Consider the following 18,844-nt stretch of genomic DNA (forward strand, 5'->3'; position numbering starts at 1 on the left):
CACAAAAGTAAGCAATACCTATGGAATTAACATAACATGGAATTTTTAAATCCATAGTCTTGCTGATCGAAATTTAATTGAACTTTTCACGAATGAAAGGGAACACAAATTAAAACATTGGTAAATACGGAATCTCTTTTTTTAAGGTTGGTAAAAAAGTGAAAGTTTCCTATAATTTCATAAATGGAAGGCACGGTAAAAAATTAAACTATATCTAATTCAAACACTGAAGTAAAAAGTCCCATAATAAAAAAAGACAACTGTAAAATATAAAGGAGCAAAACAAATAAATGTTTTGCTCCTCAATAAACACAATTATTTTAAACTGATTATTCAGCCTGATTCAAGACCTTGTGACCGCCTTTCATTAAGTGTACATCTCTTTTAAACAAACTAACGTCAGAAAGCACCATATCTTCAACCAAAAGTTTAAGATCATATTTTGGTTTCCAGTCTAGTTTGGTCATCGCCTTATTAGGATCTCCAATTAATAAATCTACCTCGGTAGGTCTAAAATAGGCAGGATCGACATTCACCAAGACATCTCCGACTTTTACATTGAAAGTTGAAGTCCCCAAAACTTCAAAGGCTTTTTCTTTGTCAATGGATTCCAAAATCCCTTTTTCTTCCAACCCTTCACCTTCAAATTTTAAAGTAAAGCCTACTAATTCAAAAGCCATTTTAATAAAGTCTCTTACTTTAGTAGTTACTCCTGTAGCAATGACATAATCTTCAGGTTCGTCTTGTTGAAGAATCCTCCACATGGCATCAACATAATCCTTAGCATGGCCCCAGTCCCTTTTGGCATCCAAATTACCCATGTAAAGGTTTTTCTGAAAACCCAATGCAATTTTGGCAACAGCTCTGGTGATTTTTCTGGTAACAAAAGTTTCACCTCTTAATGGAGATTCGTGGTTGAATAGGATACCATTACAAGCATACATACCATAAGCTTCTCTGTAATTCACCGTAATCCAATAACCGTAAAGTTTCGCAACGGCGTAAGGGGATCTAGGATAGAATGGTGTAGTCTCTGATTGAGGAACTGCCTGAACCAAACCATAAAGCTCGGAAGTAGATGCTTGATAGATTTTGGTGGTTTTTTCCATTCCCAAAAGACGCACAGCTTCCAATATTCTTAAGGTACCTATTCCATCAGCATTTGCCGTATATTCAGGGGTATCAAAGCTCACTTTTACATGACTCATTGCTGCCAAATTGTAAATTTCATCCGGTTTGGTTTCCTGAATGATTCTTGTCAAGTTCATTGAATCTGTCAAATCACCATAATGAAGGAATAAGCGCTTGTCATCTTCATGGGGATCTTGATACAAGTGATCTATCCTATCTGTATTAAACAAAGAGGCTCTCCTTTTTATTCCGTGAACAATATATCCTTTTGACAATAAGAGTTCTGCAAGATAAGCACCATCCTGTCCTGTTATACCTGTTATTAACGCCGTTTTCATAGACATCTAAATTAATGAGCTGTTAAATTAATAAATTTTATAGTTAAAGTTTCACTTGTTTGTACTGGCCGATGTTATTCAAAAACCATTCGTAGGTTTCTTTCACACCTTCTTCAAGGCCAATCTTTGCTTGCCATCCGGCATCCGACATTTTACTCACATCCATTAATTTACGAGGAGTACCGTCCGGCTTTTCACTATCCCACTCAATTTCACCAGTATGTCCTGTAATTTTCTGAATCAGTTCAGCAAGGGATTTTATAGTTAAATCCTTCCCTGTACCAACATTGTAAAGATTATCTTTAAAGCTGTTTTCAACAGCAAATACTACAGCATCTGCCATATCATTTACGTGTAAAAACTCCCTCATGGGAGAGCCTGAACCCCAGAGGGTAACCGGGCTATTTCCATTTTCTTTGGCCTCATGAAATTTTCTAATCATGGCAGGCAGCACATGTGAAGTCTCCAAGTCAAAATTATCGTAAGGGCCATATAAATTGGTAGGCATTAAACTAATAAAATCTTTACCAAATTGTTTACGAATTGCATCGCAGGCCTTCACTCCTGTGATTTTTGCTAAAGCATACCATTCATTAGTTGGCTCCAATGATGAGGTAAGTAAACTATCCTCTTTCAAAGGCTGTGGTGCCAATTTAGGATAAATACAAGAGCTACCCAAAAAGATAAACTTTTCAACTCCAAATTGGTGGGAATAGTTGATCAAATTATTTTGAATCAACATATTCTCCATAAGAAAAGTATATGGGTAATTATTATTGGCGAGGATCCCCCTACTCTTGCTGCAGCGTCAATTACAATTTGGGGCTTTTCTTTTTCAAAAACCCTTAACTGCTAGCTGATTGGTCAAATCCAATTCTTTACTACTAAAGCCTATAATATTTGTGTACCCCTTGCTTTCAAGAGACCTTTGTATAGCAGAACCTACCATTCCTCTGTGCCCTGCAATATAAATTTTAGTGTTTTTATCTACCATTTCCTTAACTTAGTAATCCCGGATTTTCTTTTTCTAAACGTTCATATACTTTTTTAACATCTTGCGCATTACTCCGGTTCAGCACAAGAATGGCATCCTTTGTCTCCACCAATACAACGTCTTCCAAGCCCACAAATTCAACATGCTTTCCGGAGCCCAATACTAAATTCCCATCTACCTTTTCCTTGCTTCCCTCCGGGTAGTAATCAAACAACGCTTCAAAGGATCCCATATCTGACCAAGAGAAGCTGGAAGGTACAACTTTAATTTTGTCCGATTTCTCCATCACCGCATAATCCACACTAATTGACGGGATTTCCATACTTAAATCTAGTGGTAAAAAGCCATCTTTAGCATTTTCTAAAGCGACTTTCGAAGTTTTAAATACTTCAGGCTCATGTTTTTCTAATTCACTTAAATAAGTTCCTGCCTCAAAACAGAACATGCCACTATTCCAAAGAAAGTTACCTTGCTTCAGATAAGACTGAGCTTGAATCAATCCCGGTTTTTCTCTAAAACCAAGTACGTCATTCCCCTCATGCTCAATGTATCCAAATCCGGTTTCAGGCTTGGTGGGAATAAGGCCGAAAGTAACCAAAAAACCTTTTTTAGCCATTTCAATCGCCTGATTAATTGATGTGTCATAAACATCCTGATCTCCAATCAAATGATCTGAAGGGGTGACCAGCATGATCGCATCTTCGGGTAAAGAAAATGCGGCAAATGCTATTGCAGCAGCAGTATTTCTAGGGGCAGCTTCCACCAGTTCCAAATAATTGGTGCTTTCCTCTTTATTTAATATTTCTCTTGAGAGTTGGTAGTTGTCTACTCCCCAACTACCATTACTTGGTTGCAAACCTTTGAATTTCTAATAACAGTTTTCTCAAAAAGTGATTGCTCTTCAAAAATGGGCAAATATTGTTTGGGCCTGCTTTTTCGGGAAAGGGGCCACAATCTACTGCCTACTCCCCTGATAATATTACATTAACGATTTTCATGTATTTACATTTTCACTGTTATTGGTAGTTCATCACCAATTTCACTACCTCTCCACAAAATATAATCAATTAATTTTTAAAATAGGTTCTTTAATATTTTTCAAAAATAGGTGGCAACAATAAAAATACCTAACAAAATTAGAGGCTTTTTGCTTTATTTATATTCCCAGAGTACGTATTCAATGCCTAGCACAAAAGTAAATAAAAATGCAACTTGTGTAAATTTTTCAATAATTTACTTTTGTTAAGTATCTAAAAATCATTTTACAATAATTAACCTTCTAAATCTTAATGAATATTATTTTTTATCATTTCTTATTTGAAGTATAGGCAATATTTTTGGTACTTTCGGATTTTAACCCTTAATACAAATATGACTGAAAAGCTTAATTGGTACGTGATGTATACCGCCCCAAGAGCAGAAAAGAAAGTAGCTGAAAGACTCAAAGAAAAAGGTACGGAAGTTTATCTCCCTATGATTGAGGAAATTAGACAGTGGAGTGATCGGAAGAAAAAATTCAAAAACCTTTATTCAACGGTTATGTTTTTGTTCATACAAGCAAAGAAAGGTTATGGGAATCTCTACAAGTTGCGGGAGCTGTAAAGTTTATTAACTTTTCAGGGGAACACTCCTATATACAACAAGAAGAAATTGATACCATTCAGCGTATCATTGAAACAGGTGTGTCTGTTGAAGTAGACACTAGACATTGATAATATTGAGAAAGGAGAAACGGTAGAAATTCTTGGAGGGCCTTTGCAAGGCTTACACGGAGAATGCATTAAAAAATCCAATCAAGATTACTTTATCATCCGTATTCCTAGCATCAATCAAAGTATGCTCGTGAATGTTCCGAGAAAATTTTTGAAAATCACCCAATAAATATTATCAAATCACTAATAAAGCACAATATTTTTAATAACTTGTACCTCCGATGGCGGTTTTTGGGTTTCAAATTGTTAAAAAAACCACTTACCTAATCATTTTAAACACATCCTTATTTTTATGGAAAAGCATACCTACGGCACCGGACTAATTGGCAATTGTAGCTATATCGCTCATATCGAAAAAAACACAAATATAAGTTGGCTTTGCATGCCAAGATTCGATAGCGATTTTTTATTTGGCAGCATGCTTGATAAGCAGAAAGGTGGGGAATTTACCATCCTACCCCCTGACAATAACTTCACTTCTCGTCAAGAGTACCGTGAAAATTCAAACATATTGGATACATTTATTGAAACAGCTGACGGAGAAGCATATAAAGTAACAGATTTTGCTCCAAGGTTTTTCAATTATGAGAGGTATTTTAAACCTTCAATGGTTATCCGTAAAATCGAGCCTATTAAAGGTGAGCCTAAGATCAAAATCAATTGCCACCCCGTTTCGGATTATGGTAAAAATAAATTAAAAGCGATTCCCGAAAGCAATCACATCCAATACTCAGGTAGAGATCAAGAAGTAAGGCTTACCACCAACTGTTCCATTACATATATTATGGAAGAGGAGGCATTCCACCTTCAAAAAACTGTTTACTTGGTACTAACTTATGGCAGTCCTCTGGAAGCTCCTATAGAAAGCACGGTTGAAAAATTTTTAATAGCCACACTTAAATATTGGAGAAATTGGGTAAAATCCACGAGTATCCCTAATTTTCACCAGAGATTGGTCGTCCGCTCTTCTCTGATTCTGAAAATCCATCAATATGAAGATACTGGTGGAATTATTGCCTCTTCCACTTCCAGCCTTCCGGAATCCCCAGGTTCCACAAGAAATTGGGACTACCGATACTGTTGGATGCGGGATGCCTATTATACCCTGAATGTATTCAATCATCTTGGCCATTTTGAGGAATTGGAAAGGTATTTCGAATACCTACAAAATCTCCCAACTGACAATAGAGGCAGGTATCAGCCTTTGTATGCCATTACAGGTTCATCCAAGCTTATTGAAATAATATCCGACCTTGATGGATACAAAGGAGAAAAACCCGTAAGGTTCGGAAACGATGCTTATACCCACATTCAAAATGACCTTTATGGCCAAGTGTTGGTTACCTTACTCCCACTTTATGCTGACAAAAGATTTGTAGAATCTGAAAAAAGTCATTCAAAACCTTTTATCAATAATCTATTGGATAAAATTGAGGAAACTATGGATGAAAAAGATGCAGGTCTATGGGAATTTAGGAACCTACAGCAAGAACACTGCTATACATTTCTTTTCCACTGGGCAGGATCATGTGCAGCCATCAAAATAGCCGAAAGGATGAATGACACAGAAATGATGGAAAAAGCAATTGATCTAAAAAACAAATCAATTCAAAAAATAGAAGCATGTTATCTTCCTGAAAGAAAAGCATATGCGCAGGCCATCGGATCCAAACATATGGATGCAAGCACTTTGCAATTAATAACTATGGGCTATTTCGGAGACGACATAGAAAAGGCCAACAATCACCTAAAGGCTTTAGAGGAGGACCTTTTGGCGAAAAATTATTTGTTTTATAGGTACAAACATCAAGATGATTTTGGCGCTCCTGAAACCACCTTCTTAATATGTGCCTTTTGGTATATCGAAGCATTAGCTTGTGTTAACCGTTTGGATGAAGCCATGGAAGGCTTTGAAACACTAAGTAAATATTGCAACCACTTGCAATTATTTTCGGAGGATGTGGATCAACATACGGGTAGTCAATGGGGTAATTTCCCTCAAACCTACAGTCATGTAGGACTTTTGAATGCAGCCTACAGAATTGACAAAAAACTAGACAAGCCAAATTTTATCCTTTGATAAAATTTGGCTTGTCCAAATGTTCAGTTTTCAATCGGACCACCAAAAACAAATCATGTTCAAGTTTGAGGTACCCATAATCATAGCAGTAAATGTATTTACTGCCTTTTTTTGTTGTATAAGAATGGGTTCCATATTTAAAGATAAAACCGTTGCCCAATAATTTTTCTCTTGAAATTTTAGCCGTCTCTTCATCCTCTTTAAGAAAGCCTGCAAGAATATTTCTGTTTTTTTTCAAGGCATTGTTTATGTTTCGAATCAAATTATTGCTACCGGATTTCATTTTATTGTTGTAATGAATTCTACAATAATCATCACAAAACCGTTTGTCAGCCCTTCCGTTTAGAGGGGCCCCACAATCTATACAATTTTGAATTCGAGGAGACATCTTCAATAAAAACGCTTATTTAAACTTAATATAAGCATAAAATAAATTTAAAAAAACGTTTGTAAACGTTTACAAACGTTTACAAACGGAAATAAACGTTTATCATCGGGCTAAATACTGCTACTCCCCCAACTTTGTACTGTTCCAAAATCGGAAACAAATTTATCTTTTCACACTAAATAATATTATCATGAACAGTATTAGAAACAATGTACAATTGATTGGAAGGTTAGGTGCTAAAGCGGATTACAAAACAGTAAAAGGAGACACTCCCATGGTGAAACTAAACCTTGCCACTAACGAGTTTTATAAAAACAACAAAGGCGAAAAAGTGGAGGAAACCTACTGGCACAACTTGGTTGCCTTTGGAAAAACGGCTGAAATTATTAATAAATACACCGACAAAGGTTCTGAAATATGCATTCAGGGAAAACTGGTCAATAGGTCTTATGAAGACAAGGATGGACAAAAAAAATACATAACAGAAGTCCAGATTAACGATGTATTGCTTATGGGAGATAAGTCCAAGGCCTGATTCAACCAAACAAAAATCCTAGATTTAGAAAGCATTTGCTATCGTCTAGGATTTTTTCTTGATTCTAATATCTTATACCCAGCAGTTTGAACCAAACGATAGGCACAAACACTATAGATAGCAGCTATTATTTATTCGATATAATAGTATCTCATCCAAATTATTTCTTCTTTGATTTAGGTTTTCATAATCCTCCAGTTTTTATCTTTTTTAAACTTATCTTTTTACCTTTATTAATTATTGGTTTAGGTTAATTAAAATAGCTAATCCCAACAAATCCCAGTCTCTTTTGGAGGCAATATGGTTTCATAAAACCCGATAAAAAAATAATATGATTGTACACCAAGTATTCTTTTGGCTTCACCAGCCTGAAAAAGATTTAAACGCAGTGCTTGAAGGTTGCAAAGCAATTGCACAGGCAGTTAGTGTAAAAAGTTACGCCATAGGCAAACCGGCTGCTACGGAAAAAAGAGAAGTAATAGATGATAGCTACGATATTGCCCTAATGGTTAATTTTGAAAGCATTGAGGATCACGACCAATATCAAGTAGATCCCATTCACCTTAAATTTATAAAAGACCACAAAGAAAAATGGGCTTCTGTCAAGATTTATGATTTCGAAGTTTAATAAATGAGGCTTTCTTTTACCAAGAAAGCCTCATTTATTTTTAATTATTCACTTCTTCGATTATCGTATTGTGGTTGGTGTAAATACAGATATCAGCTGCTATGGTGAGGCTTTCTTCCACCATTTCCTTTGCTGTTAGGTTGGTGGCAAATTTCTTTAATGCCCTAGCCGCAGATTGGGCATACATACTACCGGAACCAATAGTGGCTATACCCATATCGGGCTCAATGACATCACCTGTTCCGGAAATGATCAATATATCCTCTGCGTCTGCCACGATCATCATGGCCTCCAACTTACTTAACATCCTATCCGTTCTCCATTCCTTGGCCAATTCCACTGCAGCTCTTTTCATATTATTGCTATAAGCACCCAATTTCTCTTCAAATTTTTCTAAGAGCGTAAATGCATCAGCTGTTGAACCTGCAAAACCGGTTACAATTTTACCTCCCTGCAGCTTTCTGATCTTATTCACACTGCTTTTGGCAATGGTATTTCCCATGGTTGCTTGTCCATCAGCACCAATTGCTACTTTACCTTCATGTTTTATGGCAACTACGGTAGTCGATTTGATTCTTTCCATTTTTGTTTTTAATCTACTTCTCAAAAACCATACTTAAAACAAAAAGTCCTATTTCTAGGACTTTTTGACATTATTTAATGATTGGATATGTCAGATTAACAACCTAACCGGATCTTCTAATAAACTTTTCAAAGTTTTAAGGAAGGCTGACCCTACAGCTCCATCCACCACTCTGTGGTCACAAGATAAGGTAACTTTCATAACATTGCCTATTTTGATTTCTCCATCTTTTACAATTGGCGTTTGTTTGATTCCGCCAATTGCCAGGATACATGCATCAGGTGGGTTAATAATAGCAGTAAACTCTTCTATACCAAACATCCCCAAATTAGACACAGTGAAAGTATTACCTTCCCAATCTTTTGGTTGCAATTCTTTGTTTTTAGCTTTTCCTGCCAAAGATTTGGCTTCTTGTGAAATCTGCGAAAGGGACTTACTATCTGTAAATCTAATTACAGGAACCAATAAACCATCATCAATAGCTACAGCCATACCAATATGTACATGGTCATTGTATCTGATTTTGTCCTCCATCCAAGCAGAGTTAACTGACGGGTGTTGTTTAAGCGAGGCAGCGGCGGCTTTAATAACCATATCATTAAAAGATATTTTCACAGGAGCCACTTCATTCATGCTTTTTCTAGCCTCAATGGCTTTGTCCATGTTGATTTCCATGGTCAAATAAAAATGAGGAGCAGTAAATTTACTTTCGGCGAGTCGCTTGGCAATCACCTTCCTCATTTGAGAGACTTTAACATCGGTATAGGACTCTTGACCTATAGCAACACCACTTGGTGCATCACTACTTGATGAACTGGCAGCAGTAACTTTTGAAGGATCAAAATTCTCAATGTCCTTTTTAATTATTCTGCCATTATCACCTGTACCTTTCACAAGTGAGATATCAATACCTTTTTCACTTGCCATTTTCTTGGCAAGAGGAGAGGCTTTTATTCTTCCTTTGTCCGTTGTACTGGTTGAAGAATCAGCCACTGCATTTGACGGCTTACCTTCCTCAGCTTTTGGAGCAGATTTCTCCTCTTTATCCGGTTCAGCTTTTACTTCTTCAGCACCCGATGATTTTTGTTGATGGGCTTTAAGTAAGGTTTTATAATCGGCATCTTTTTCACCAATAATGGCAATGACTCCATTTACTTCAACTGACTCACCCTCAGACACGCCAATATATAGTAGGGTTCCATCGTCATACGACTCCAGTTCCATGGTTGCTTTATCAGTTTCCACTTCGGCCAAGACATCACCTGACTTGACTTCATCTCCCTCCTTTTTCAACCAACTAGCGATGGTACCTTCTTGCATGGTGTCGCTCATCTTAGGCATGGTAATTACCGTTGCAGCAATTCCTGACACATCTATTTCAGAAGTAGTTTCTTTAGCTTTATCTTCAGACTTTTCTTCAGCTGCATCTTCCTTAGTTTCAGTAGAGGCGCTTTCCGAGCTTCCTCCTGAGTCCACATCTTTCAAGAGATCGTCTATATTCTCACCTTCTTCACCCAGAATGGCAATTACACCATTGACAGGAACAGCATCTTTTTCCTTTACGCCAATGTGAAGCAAGGTACCCTCATCGTATGATTCTAGTTCCATGGTCGCTTTATCAGTTTCCACTTCTGCCAGAATATCTCCGGGTTTTACTTTATCACCTACCTTTTTCAACCATTGAGCAATCACCCCTTCTTCCATGGTGTCGCTCATTTTGGGCATTCGTATTATTTCGGCCATAAGTTAAATTATTCGAATTCATATTTTCAGCAATCCAAAAATAGTTCTTAAAATATGTTTATTCAAATTTAATAATAGTATTTTCACGTAAGATAGAAAAGTGAATCGTGTAAAGTCATAGAATGCCAGTAGTTAAAACATCAAAATATCTCCGAAATCAACTTCTTTTTAATGGTCATTTACAAACCATATATCCTGCCATTTTCAGAAAAAAGTTGTATTACCATTTGAAAGGGAGAGAATTAGCACTTCTGACGGGGATTTCTTGGATCTTGACTGGTTAAGAAATGGCAAAGACACTTTGGTGATTTTGAGTCATGGCCTGGAAGGAAATAGCCAAAGACCATATATGACAGGAATGGCAAAAATGTTTTTTGAATCAGGTTATGATGTTCTGAATTGGAATTTTAGAGGCTGTAGTGAATCAATGAATGCTTTACCAATCTTTTATCATTCAGGAGCTACTTATGATTTAGACCTGGTAATATCTCATGCTGCCAAAAACTATTCCAACATCCACCTTATCGGTTTTAGTTTGGGGGCTAATCTTACACTAAAATACCTCGGTGAGACCTCTTGGAAAAGTAAAATTCATATTAAAAAAGCCGTTGCCATATCCGTCCCTTTGGATTTGGGAGGTTCCTGTGATAAAATAGACGAATTTGGAAATAAATTATATGCCTATAACTTTCTATATTCCTTAAAGGAGAAAATAAGAAAAAAGCTTTACACTTTCCGGAAAAATTATCAATCGATAAACTCTCCAATATACATTCACTTAGGGATTTTGACAATGAATTTACAGCCCCTCTGCATGGGTTTAAAGATGCCACCGATTATTACCAGCAATGCTCATCCCTTTATTTTCTACCTCAAATTAAACATCCAACTTTGGTTTTGAATGCAAAAAACGACCCTTTTTTAAGTAGGAATTGTTTTCCAACCAATGCAGGAAAATATAAGGCAACATTGTACTTAGAGTACCCTAAGCATGGAGGCCATGTTGGATTTAGCCCAAGAACGGTAAAGGAAAGGTTCTGGTCAGAAACAAGGGCTTTGGAATTTATCCAAAATGAAAACATTAATTAGGATTTTGATAAAAATAATATGTGTGGAAGATATTCGCTCGCAAAATCAAAAATGGAACTAGAAGAACGATTCCAGGCAGAAATGCTGGAAGACTTCAAACCCCGGTACAATATTGCACCTTCTCAACTTGTTCCTGTCATCACTTCCGACAGCCCAAAAGGCTTTTCTCATTTTTACTGGGGAATTACGCCGGCTTTTGCCAAGAACAAGCCTGTGGCCAATAGACTTATCAATGCTAGGTCAGAAACCATAACAGAAAAAGTATCTTTTAAGAACGCCTTTAAAAAGAGCCGCTGCTTGGTACCGGCAGACGGCTTCTTTGAATGGAAGAAGGTAGGAAAAAAAACCAAGGTCCCTTATAGATTTGTCTTCCTTGATGAATCTTTGTTTTCATTTGCAGGAATATGGGAGGAATTTGAAACTGAAAAAGGGGAAATTGCTCACACCTTTACTATATTAACGACCAGACCAAACGGTCTAACCGCTGAAATACATGATAGAATGCCGGTAATCCTAAAAATTGAAAATGAAGAAAAGTGGTTGAATCTAAATACCAGCGAAGAGGAGTTACTTAGTATGCTGTCCCCCTACCCGGATGAGCTAATGACCAAATACACCGTTTCTCCTATGGTGAACCAAGTAACAAATGACAGCCCTTTTGTAATCAGGAAAACACTCCCAATGGATCAATTTGGTAACTATACCCTTTTTGGATAATGCATACAATCCATACTATTGACCTGACGTTTCAAAAAGTTGAAAAAACCATCGCCAGTTTTCTTATTCAAGGCATGGGTAAACCCGTATTAATTGAAACCGGCCCCCACAGTACATGGAATCAGTTGAAATCAAGCTTACAACATCTTGGTTTTAAACCCAAAGATTTAGCTGCAGTTCTATTAACTCACATACATTTTGATCATGCCGGAGCAGCATGGGAATTTGCTAAAGCTGGGGTTAAAGTATACCTCCACCCCAAAGGTATAACTCACTTGTCTAACCCTATTAAGCTTTGGAACTCTGCAGCTAAAATTTATGGAGATGAGAAAATGGACACCTTATGGGGACCAATGGAAAGTATTGACCCAAACTTTTTGGTTTCTGTGGACGATATGGAAGATGTTTCGATTGAAGGTTTAACATTTACTTCCATTCACAGCCCAGGCCACGCCAGTCATCATATTGCATGGCAATTGGGGGAGTCGGTATTTACAGGTGATGTGGGCGGAGTAAAAATAAAAAATGGTCCTGTAGTACCTCCTTGTCCACCCCTGACATTCATATCGAGGCTTGGAAATCCTCTATAGAAAAAATTTCAGATTGTCACCCCAAAGAATTGTACTTAACCCATTTTGGTAAAATCTCAAACCCACAAGAACATCTTTCCCAGTTGATTTCAGTTCTTGATGACTGGGCAATTTGGATAAAAAGGAAATTTGATCAGAATGAGCTAGCTGAAGAAATCACTCCTGAATTCATGAATTATACGGCCAAGCAATTGGAAAATAAAGGGGCCGGCAAAGACCTTCAAAAGTTGTATGAGCTCGCCAACCCCAGTTGGATGTCGGTGGGAGGCTTACTGAGATACTGGAAGCTAAAGACTGAAGGAAGGCTTTAATATTTATCAGCTTTAATGGACTAAGGATCACTTAATCGCTTCCCAATAAAAAAACACTAATACCTTTTCCTCAAAATAAGAAGCTTATTCAATATAAAATAACTCACCATTCTGGCTAACACCAAGCGTATCTTACAAAGGAACTAGCTCAAAATCTTTCAAAGTCCTTCCTACTAATTGATTTACTAGGGATTAAAAACTTCACCAAATTGTATTAACCATAATCTAAATTTTAGGTAAATGAATTTGTTAAACCCGAAATATGTAATAGACAATCTATTACATGCTGAAATTGCTTCAAATTCAGCCACTTTATGGTAGCTTTCAATTTAACCAAAGCGGAGCTACGTTAATATCCCCAAACAACATGATTTTCTTGCAATTGCAAGACTTCCTTTAATCACGGTTCAAGCTTCACCCCTGACTATTGTCAGGGAGGGGAAATCCTATTACATAATCTGGGCTAAAACAATGTCGGTAAAAATTTATTTAAGGGTAAAGTGAATTTCTTTTTCTGTTTAAAAACAGAATTCTGTATAAAAATAAACAACATTTTTAACTATTCAAAATGGCTTTTAATGTATTTTTCTTGCTTTATTATTTAAATAAATGTAATTTTAAATGAAATTAAAACTTTAATCTTACACTTCTGTTTCTTCCAAATTTAATTAAACCTGAAAATTTTATTTATAAAATTATTGATTGATAACGGTAAGTATAATTCCTCATTGTTTTCAATAGCTACTAATAAGAATTTGTAAATGGAACGAATCCCCCAATCACCCCCTAAAATTCAACCAATCCCCTCAATATTGATCGACCACTTTGGTCGGTAATGATCCCGGTTTATAACTGTTCTGAATTCATAACAGACGCATTAAACAGTGTTTTGATCCAAGATTTAGGAGAAAATCTTATGCAAATTGAAGTTATTGACGATTGCAGCACAGATGCAGACGTCGAAAGCTTGGTTAAAAAAGTTGGAGGAGAGAGGGTGATGTATTACAGGCAACAAAAAAATGTTGGTAGTTTGAGGAACTTTGAAACATGTATCAATAGGGCAAAAGGAAAATTGGTTCACATTCTTCACGGAGACGATCGGGTAAAGTCAGGGTTTTATGATAAAATTTCAAATTTATTTAAAATCCACCCAGAAGCAGGGGCTGCCTTTTGTCGATACCATTTTATTGACGAAAATGGAGAAATTAAGAAAGAAGGAAAATATAACCATAATAGAGAAGGGTTATTAAAGGATGCATTATTCGTAATGTCAGCCGAACAACCTACCCAATATGTTGCAACGGTGGTTAAACGAGAAGTTTATGAAAAATTAGGAAGTTTTTATGGAGTAGTTTTCGGAGAAGATTGGGAAATGTGGGTTAGAATTGCAAAAAATTATCCTATTGCCTATACTCCTTCCATATTAGCGGACTATAGAAGACATATTGGTTCTATATCCTATCCAGAAAAAGAAACTGGACAAAATGTAATTGACCTCGGCATTACTATTTTGAATATTGAGAAACAACTTCCTGAAGACATGAGGCACATAATGAGGGATCAAAAACTAGCCTGCAAAAAATCCTTTATAAAAAGTGCTAACCTAATTTGGCAACAAATCAGTGATAGAAAAAAAGCGAATCAACTAATAAAAAAAGCCATATCAATTAAAACTAGTGACCGCAATTTCTATTTTTTACTATTCAAGTTTTACCTAAAAGTTATATTTAATATAAAGAAAAAAATGTGGTCCATTCAAATTATTTTTCAAAGAAAATTAGTCCCCCAAAACTTTAATCCGACTCAAGTGCTGCCAATTAAAAGGCCTACCTTTCGAGTAATTCCGAAAATAAACAGACGATAATGGAAAAGTGGACTTTAATAATAAAACCTAAAACCTCTTGGTTTGATCTCCATCTTAAGGACATATGGACTTATCGTGATTTATTACTAATGTTTGTAAAAAGAGATTTTATTGCGGTTTATAAACAAACAATACTTGGCCCTTTGTGGTTTCTTATTCAACCTCTACTTACTACCATAATGTTCATTTTGGTATTTGATAAAGTAGCTAATATACCTACTGACAGTGCTCCTCCAGCCTTGTTTTACCTATCTGGTCTTGTAATTTGGAACTATTTTTCATCTTGTTTAAACAAAACCTCTGTAACCTTCACTGCAAACGCTGGCATATTTGGGAAGGTTTATTTCCCTAGGTTAATTATACCATTATCCAATGTTGTGTCAGCCTTGATCGGTTTTGCAATCCAACTATTACTACTTCTTATTCTTATTGCTTATTATGTTTGGTTTTTAGACAGTAATATCCAATTAAATACCTACCTGATATTTATTCCATTTTTACTATTATTGGTAGCCGCATTGGGGTTAGGTGTTGGAATTATTATATCTTCATTGACTACCAAATACAGAGACATGATTCACCTCGTTACTTTTGGAACTCAACTATTAATGTATGCAACCCCCGTAATTTATCCATTATCATTTTTTGAGGGCAAGTATAGGCTATTTATTCTGGCTAATCCCTTGACTCCAATTATTGAGTTATTTCGATATTCACTTTTGGGGGTCGGGGAGTTCCACCTATGGCACTTACTTTACAGTACTTCGATTACTTTCTTATCACTTCTTATTGGCGTATTAATTTTCAATAGAATTGAAAAAAGCTTTATGGACGTCGTTTAATTTTATTGTATGTCAGACACTGTTATAAGTATAGAGGGTTTAGGTAAAAAGTACAGATTAGGTGTTATTGGCACCGGAAGGCTTAGTCAGGATTTAACTCAATGGTGGGCAAAAATAAGGGGGAAGGAAGATCCTTTTAAAAGTGTTGAACAAGAAAACTTTAAACCCACCCAATTTGGAGACTTTTGGGCACTAAAGGACATTTGCTTTAATGTTAAACGAGGAGAAGTCTTAGGAATTATAGGGAAAAATGGAGCAGGAAAATCAACGCTTCTGAAGATCCTTTCAAGGGTAACTTCCCCTACAACTGGTATAATAAAAGCAAAGGGTAGAATAGCTAGTTTATTGGAAGTAGGCACAGGTTTTCATCCTGAATTAACCGGAAGAGAAAATATTTATCTGAATGGTGCGATATTGGGAATGACCAAAGCTGAAATTAGAGGAAAAATCGATGAAATAATTAGCTTCTCAGGGGTTGAAAAACACATCGACACCCCAGTAAAGCGATATAGTAGCGGAATGTATGTTCGGTTAGCTTTCGCTGTAGCGGCTCATTTGGAACCTGAAATTCTTATTGTGGATGAAGTATTAGCTGTTGGAGATGCTGAATTTCAAAAAAAATGTTTAGGAAAACTAGGACAAGTAAGCAAAGAAGGAAGAACAATCCTTTTTGTTAGTCATAACATGGGGGCTGTTCAAGCTCTATGTAACAGAGCCATATTATTACAAGACGGAAATTTGACAATGGATGGTCCCACAAATGCAACAATATCTACCTATAGTGAGATCGCTTATAATCAATCGAAAGCAGTGTGGATGTATGAGCCTGAAGAAGCAGTAATTGGGAAATATGGTGTCAGAATAAAGGCTGTAAGGGTATTAGATCAGTTTCATCAAGTATGTAATATTTTAAATGATAATAATCCGTTTTACATTGAAATAGAATTTCAAACCAACCAACACGGCAATCAACTTACGAGTAATATTCAGTTATTTTCCGAAAGTGGAATATTGATCCTATCCTCAGGAAACTGGCCATCTACCACCTTGGGTGTAGACAAATTTTCAAATGTAAATCTGAACGTAGGAACTTACCGGTCAAGAGTCAAAATTCCAAAGTACTTTTTAAATGAAGGCGGGTATTATATCAATGCTTTAATCAATCGGGAAGCAGCTACAAGTATTGCATTTATAGAAGAAGCTGTTTCTTTCACTATTGTCGATTCTGGAAATATGAGAAAAGAATATACCGATTATATAGGGGGGTAGTTCGTCCAAAGTTCGAATGGAACACTGAATTACTAGAAACTAATTAAACAAATATGCATTTAATTGGTATAGAAAAATGTTAGCTAAAAATCCTTTTCCCGATAATAAAAAATCAGAATGGCATGCGAACAAATTGCTTGTAACTGTGATTACTTGTTTTTTAAACGAAGAAAATCACCTTGAAGAAGCTATTAAAAGTGTATTATGCCAAAAATACAGCAACTGGGAACTAATATTAGTTGATGATGGATCAACAGATAATAGTACATTAATAGCTAAGGTCTTTGCCCAAAATTATTCACAGATAAAATATCATGAACACCCCGGACATAGCAATAAAGGCTTAAGTGCTAGTAGAAATTTAGGAATCAGTTTAGCAAAGGGGGAATTAATTGCATTTTTAGATGGTGATGATGTATGGCTACCTGATTTTTTAGCTACAAGTGTTCGCATCAAAACAAATAATTCGATCCCCTTATATTGTGAAGCCACTAATTATTGGAAGAGTTGGGATCATTCTAACTCCAAAGACATTACCATTCCGGTAGGGGCCAATCAGGACCATTTACATGAGCCGCCAAATTTAATTTTTAAATTGTACCCATTAGGTACAGGTGCTGCCCCTTGCATGTGTAGTATATTAGTTGACAAAAATACTTTAATAAAACATGGAGGATTTGACAAAAACTTCAGAGGGATGTATGAGGATCAAATTTTTTTGTCGAAATTTTACCTTAATGAAAAGGTCTACATCTCTTCAAACTGTAACAATGTATATCGCCAAAGGCAAGACTCTATGGTCAATACCTCTCACACTCAAGGCACCTACCCTATACACAGGTATTCTTTTCTTATTTGGTTAGAAAAATACCAAAAATCAATTCCGAACCCCCCAGTAAAATTAGGCCAAAGTATTAAGCGGGCAAAATTCCATGTAAAATACCCCGTTTTACATCAACAAACAACCTATTTTAAAAGGTGTAGAAAAAGGATAGTAAAGCTAATAAACAAAGGAGGTTTAGAGATATTCAATCAAATGTTAAAAAAATTGAAATAGCCTCGGTTCCTTAACCAAATTTCACCACAGTAACATATGAAAACTTTATAAAAATGAATTCATCCTTGGTTACAATAATTATCCCATGTTTTAATCATGGAAAATATCTTCCTGATGCAATAGATAGTTGTTTGAACCAAACTTATTCGGAGATTGAAATTATTATTGTAGATGATGGATCAACTGATAATACCTGTGAGGTTACAAAAAGTTATCCTAGTGTAACTTACCTATACCAAAAAAATCAAGGTTTGTCATCAGCCAGAAACACGGGAATAAAGCACAGTAATGGGGCATTTTTAGTTTTTTTGGACGCAGATGATTTACTTTTGCACGATGCCATCGCCTATAATATTGAATACTTGAAAAAACAGACCAAACTGGCATTTGTTTCAGGAGCTCATCAAGTCAGTACAATAGATAATATAAAAATAAAAACAGTCAATGAAAGTGTTGTATTCGATCACTTCCAAACCCTATTAAGAAAGAATTATATTGGGATGCATGCCACAGTAATGTTCAGAAGGGAGGCCTTTGATGAAGTCTTGTACGACACCACTTTAAAAGCATGTGAAGATTATGACATTTATTTAAAAATAGCGAAAAAACACCCAATCGCACACCACAATAAAGTATTGTCTGTTTATAGGAGGCATCAAGAGAACATGTCCAATAATATACCTTTTATGCTTTCAACTGTTTTGAAAGTTTTAAACCGGCAAAAGCACAATTTATCAAAAAAGATGACCTTTTGGCTTTACAAGAAGGTAAGCAAAACTTCACAAAATATTACCACAAATTACTTTTTGATCAATATAAAAACTGCACCAATCCATTCAAGTATATATTATTTTTATTTGACACCAATTTCATTAAAATAATTTATAAAAGATTTAAAGTGAAACTCATGGGTAGATTTAAAAACTACAAATTCTTAAAAAATATAATACCCCTAAAAGGTAAACGCATATTA

18 protein-coding genes and 2 pseudogenes are annotated in these 18,844 nt (G+C 35.8%); 13 read left to right on the top strand and 7 right to left on the bottom strand.

Translation table 11 applies throughout. The features are described from left to right. Positions 1–329: 329 nt before the first annotated feature. From gmd to WG932_RS14170, 4 genes and pseudogenes are all read right to left on the bottom strand, one after another. A complete protein-coding gene (gene gmd, locus WG932_RS14155; RefSeq protein WP_014018765.1) occupies positions 330–1,469 on the bottom strand; it encodes a GDP-mannose 4,6-dehydratase in 1,140 nt (379 codons plus the stop codon). Between the two features lie 43 nt (positions 1,470–1,512). Continuing rightward, a pseudogene (locus WG932_RS14160) lies at positions 1,513–2,463 on the bottom strand (GDP-L-fucose synthase family protein). 4 nt (positions 2,464–2,467) lie between these two features. Then, positions 2,468–3,319, bottom strand: a complete 852-nt coding sequence (locus tag WG932_RS14165) for a mannose-1-phosphate guanylyltransferase (RefSeq protein ID WP_483088382.1) — start codon at positions 3,317–3,319, stop codon at positions 2,468–2,470. Then, positions 3,289–3,417, bottom strand: a complete 129-nt coding sequence (locus WG932_RS14170) for a hypothetical protein (protein WP_483088383.1) — start codon at positions 3,415–3,417, stop codon at positions 3,289–3,291. The genes WG932_RS14165 and WG932_RS14170 overlap by 31 nt, the downstream gene beginning before the upstream one ends. Positions 3,418–3,861: 444 nt before the next feature. Between WG932_RS14170 and WG932_RS14175 the strand changes: the two are divergent. Both WG932_RS14175 and WG932_RS14180 read left to right on the top strand, forming a co-directional pair. Further along, positions 3,862–4,175: pseudogene (locus WG932_RS14175) on the top strand (transcription termination/antitermination NusG family protein). Between the two features lie 292 nt (positions 4,176–4,467). Next, positions 4,468–6,255, top strand: coding sequence for a glycoside hydrolase family 15 protein (locus WG932_RS14180; protein ID WP_014018769.1), 1,788 nt, complete (start codon positions 4,468–4,470; stop codon positions 6,253–6,255). Here WG932_RS14180 and WG932_RS14185 read toward each other — a convergent pair. Then, positions 6,245–6,643, bottom strand: a complete 399-nt coding sequence (locus tag WG932_RS14185) for a hypothetical protein (protein WP_014018770.1) — start codon at positions 6,641–6,643, stop codon at positions 6,245–6,247. The two genes, WG932_RS14180 and WG932_RS14185, sit on opposite strands and share 11 nt — an antisense overlap. Positions 6,644–6,833: 190 nt before the next feature. On the opposite strand from WG932_RS14185, the gene WG932_RS14190 reads away from it, so the two are divergent. Both WG932_RS14190 and WG932_RS14195 read left to right on the top strand, forming a co-directional pair. Then, positions 6,834–7,178, top strand: a complete 345-nt coding sequence (locus WG932_RS14190) for a single-stranded DNA-binding protein (RefSeq protein WP_014018771.1) — start codon at positions 6,834–6,836, stop codon at positions 7,176–7,178. Between the two features lie 331 nt (positions 7,179–7,509). Beyond that, complete coding sequence (locus WG932_RS14195) at positions 7,510–7,806, top strand: Dabb family protein (RefSeq protein WP_014018772.1); 297 nt, start codon at positions 7,510–7,512, stop codon at positions 7,804–7,806. Positions 7,807–7,846: 40 nt separating this feature from the next. On the opposite strand, the gene hslV is transcribed toward WG932_RS14195, so the two are convergent. Both hslV and WG932_RS14205 read right to left on the bottom strand, forming a co-directional pair. Continuing rightward, positions 7,847–8,389, bottom strand: a complete 543-nt coding sequence (gene hslV, locus WG932_RS14200; RefSeq protein ID WP_014018773.1) for an ATP-dependent protease subunit HslV — start codon at positions 8,387–8,389, stop codon at positions 7,847–7,849. Positions 8,390–8,479: 90 nt separating this feature from the next. Further along, on the bottom strand, positions 8,480–10,132 hold the full coding sequence (locus tag WG932_RS14205; RefSeq protein ID WP_483088384.1) for a pyruvate dehydrogenase complex dihydrolipoamide acetyltransferase: 1,653 nt from the start codon (positions 10,130–10,132) through the stop codon (positions 8,480–8,482). A 265-nt stretch (positions 10,133–10,397) separates the two neighbouring features. On the opposite strand from WG932_RS14205, the gene WG932_RS14210 reads away from it, so the two are divergent. The 9 genes from WG932_RS14210 to WG932_RS14250 all read left to right on the top strand — a co-directional run bounded on the left by WG932_RS14210 (position 10,398) and on the right by WG932_RS14250 (position 18,752). Next, positions 10,398–11,033, top strand: a complete 636-nt coding sequence (locus WG932_RS14210) for a YheT family hydrolase (RefSeq protein WP_483088385.1) — start codon at positions 10,398–10,400, stop codon at positions 11,031–11,033. A 206-nt stretch (positions 11,034–11,239) separates the two neighbouring features. Next, on the top strand, positions 11,240–11,938 hold the full coding sequence (locus WG932_RS14215; protein WP_483088386.1) for an SOS response-associated peptidase: 699 nt from the start codon (positions 11,240–11,242) through the stop codon (positions 11,936–11,938). Further along, the gene (locus tag WG932_RS14220) at positions 11,938–12,528 is read left to right on the top strand and encodes an MBL fold metallo-hydrolase (protein WP_483088387.1); all 591 of its coding nucleotides are present in this window, start codon (positions 11,938–11,940) and stop codon (positions 12,526–12,528) included. The genes WG932_RS14215 and WG932_RS14220 overlap by 1 nt, the downstream gene beginning before the upstream one ends. A gap of 29 nt (positions 12,529–12,557) precedes the next feature. Further along, positions 12,558–12,839 (top strand): hypothetical protein, encoded by a 282-nt coding sequence (locus tag WG932_RS14225; RefSeq protein WP_483088388.1) that lies wholly within the window; start codon positions 12,558–12,560, stop codon positions 12,837–12,839. 889 nt (positions 12,840–13,728) lie between these two features. Further along, positions 13,729–14,703, top strand: coding sequence for a glycosyltransferase family 2 protein (locus WG932_RS14230; protein ID WP_483088389.1), 975 nt, complete (start codon positions 13,729–13,731; stop codon positions 14,701–14,703). Further along, entirely contained in the window at positions 14,703–15,545 is an 843-nt protein-coding gene (locus tag WG932_RS14235) for an ABC transporter permease (RefSeq protein WP_014018779.1), read from the top strand. Before WG932_RS14230 ends, WG932_RS14235 begins: the two co-directional genes overlap by 1 nt. Before the next feature lie 9 nt (positions 15,546–15,554). After that, entirely contained in the window at positions 15,555–16,814 is a 1,260-nt protein-coding gene (locus tag WG932_RS14240) for an ABC transporter ATP-binding protein (RefSeq protein WP_483088390.1), read from the top strand. A gap of 76 nt (positions 16,815–16,890) precedes the next feature. Then, entirely contained in the window at positions 16,891–17,871 is a 981-nt protein-coding gene (locus tag WG932_RS14245; protein ID WP_339675692.1) for a glycosyltransferase family 2 protein, read from the top strand. 53 nt (positions 17,872–17,924) lie between these two features. Next, complete coding sequence (locus WG932_RS14250; protein ID WP_483088391.1) at positions 17,925–18,752, top strand: glycosyltransferase family 2 protein; 828 nt, start codon at positions 17,925–17,927, stop codon at positions 18,750–18,752. Positions 18,753–18,844 lie beyond the last annotated feature (92 nt).

The sequence above is a fragment of the Cyclobacterium sp. SOCE241 genome, from assembly GCF_056867545.1.